At 64.9% G+C, this 2,579-nt stretch carries 2 protein-coding genes; both read right to left on the bottom strand.

What is annotated here, in order from left to right:
* On the bottom strand, window positions 1–1,414 hold a 1,414-nt coding region (locus WA702_RS01025), incomplete at its 3' end, for an efflux RND transporter permease subunit (RefSeq protein ID WP_425108665.1).
* A partial coding sequence (locus WA702_RS01030; protein ID WP_425108666.1) for an efflux RND transporter periplasmic adaptor subunit occupies window positions 1,411–2,579 on the bottom strand: 1,169 nt, incomplete at its 5' end. The genes WA702_RS01025 and WA702_RS01030, both read right to left, overlap by 4 nt.

Genomic DNA, 2,579 nt, shown 5'->3' on the forward strand with positions numbered 1-2,579 from the left:
CGAACTGCTGGAAGAACAGCCCGGAGATGCCGCCGAGGAACGCGGTCGGCACGAACACCGCGCACAGCACCAGCGCAATCGAGACCAGCGCGCCGCCGACCTCCTCCATGGTCTTGAGCGCCGCGTCACGCCGGCTCAGGCCGTGCGCGAGATGCCGCTCGACATTCTCGACCACGACGATCGCATCATCCACCACGATGCCGACCGCAAGCACCAGGCCGAACAGCGTGAGATTGTTGATCGAGAAGCCGAGCGCCGCCATCACCGCAAAGGTGCCGACCAGCGACACCGGGATGGCAACGATCGGGATGATCGCGGGACGCCAACCCTGCAGGAACACCAGGACGACGATCACGACCAGCGCCATCGCCTCATAGATCGTCTTCACCAGCTCGCTGACCGACTGCGCGATGAACTCGGTCGGATTGTAGCCGATGTTGTAATCGAGGCCTTGCGGCATGCTGGCCTTCAGGCCGACCATCGTATCGGAGATGCGCTTGGCGGTCTGCAGCGCGTTCGAACCTGGACGCTGAAACACCAGCAGCGCGACCGCGGATTTCCGCAGCAGGAAGCTGTTGGTGGAAAAATCCAGCGCGCCGAGCTCGATTCGCGCGACATCGCGCAGCCGCACAATGCGGCCGTCGCTGCCTGCCTTGATGACGATGTTCTCGAACTGGCCCGGCTCCTTGAGCCGGCCGGTGAAGGTCAAATTCGGCTGGAAGGCGCGGTCTGTGATCGGCGGCGCCGCGAGCTGGCCGCCGGTGATCTGCAAATTCTGGGCGCGGACCGCAGCGACCACGTCGCTCGCGGTCATGCCGAGATTGGCGATCTTGTCGGGATCGAGCCACAGCCGCATCGAATAGTCGCGAGCGCCGAAGATGGTGATGTCGCCGACGCCGTCGAGCCGCAGCAACTGGTCGCGGACCTGCAGCAGCGCGTAGTTCGAGATGTAGGTCTGGTCGAAGGTGTCGTCCGGCGACAGCATGAACACGACCATCATCAGGTCGGGGCTGTTCTTGCGCGTGGTGACGCCGTTACGCTGCACTTCTTCCGGAAGCCGCGGCTGCGCGATCGCGACGCGGTTCTGCACCAGCACCTGGGCCTTGTCGAGGTCGGTGCCGAGCTTGAACGTCACCGTGATGTTCAGCTGGCCGTTCGATGTCGCCTGGCTGTACATGTACAGCATGTCGTCGACGCCGTTGATCTCCTGTTCGATCGGCGCCGCGACGGTGTCGGAGACGGTCTGTGCCGAGGCGCCGGGATAGGTCGTGGTGACGACCACCGTCGGCGGCACCACCTGCGGATATTCCGAGATCGGCAGGGTCGGATAGGCGATCGCGCCGACGATCAGCAGCACGATCGACAGCACCATCGCCAGGATGGGCTGATTGACGGAGAGGCGGCCGAGATTCATGACTTGGTATTCCCTGCCGCCGCCACGTGGGGGCTGACCTTGGCGCCAACGCGAGCGCGCTGGATGCCCTCGACGATGACGCGATCCTCCGCCTTCAGGCCTTCGCGGATCACGCGCAGGCCATCATCCAGCGGACCGAGCACGACGGGGTGCGCCTCCACCGTGTCATCTGCCTTGACTACGAACACGATCTTGCGGGACTGATCGGTCGCGATGGCCGCATCGGGGATCAGCAGCGCCTCGTAGGGCGAACTGCCGATCAGCCGCACGCGGCCGAACTGGCCGGGCAGGATCGACAGGTCGGTGTTCTTGATCGTCGCGCGGCTGCGCAGCGTGCCGGTCGAGAGATCCAGACGGTTGTCGAGGAAGTTGATGGTGCCGTGGCGTGACGGCTTGGTTTCGCCGGTCAGCGTCACTTGCACCGGGTTCGGCGTGTCGCGCGAGCTCGGACGCTTGCCTTCGAACCAGAGCCTGGAGTTCTTCTGGTAAGTCGCCTCGTCCATGTCGAAATAGATGTAGATCGGATCGAGCGTGACGATCGAGGTCAGCAAGGTCGAGGTGCCGTTGTCGCTGCCCTGCACGAGATTGCCGGCGCTGACGAGATGGCGGCTGACGCGGCCGGTGATCGGCGCCACCACATGGGTGAACTCGACATTGAGCTTGGCGGCCTTCTGAATGCCTTCGGCCTGCACCGCCGCGGCCTGGGCCGATTGCAGCGCCTGACGGCGCTGATCGACGATGGAGTCGGACACCGCCTCGGTCTTGTTCAGCGTGCTGGCGCGATCGAACTCGCGCTTCGCCAATTCGATCTTGGCCTTGGCGTCCGCGAGCTGGCCCTCCGCCTGCTCGGCCACCGCCTCGAACGGCCGCGAATCGATCACATAGAGCAGGTCGCCCTGATGCACGATGGCGCCGTCCTGGAATTCGACCGAGGTGACGTAGCCGCCGACCCGGGCACGCACCTGCACTTCCTCGACGGCATCAAAGCGTCCGGTGAACTCATCCCAATCGGTGACCGTGCGCTTGACCGGCTGCGCCACCGTCACCGGCGGCGCCGCGACTGCTGCCTGCGGCGGCTTCTGCTGGCTGCAACCGGCAAGCGCAGCCGCGAGCGCGATCACGACGACCTGAGACGAACGAAGAAGCGGCTGCCTCCCGTATAACT

The organism is Bradyrhizobium sp. (assembly GCF_049798375.1).
GTDB lineage: Bacteria > Pseudomonadota > Alphaproteobacteria > Rhizobiales > Xanthobacteraceae > Bradyrhizobium.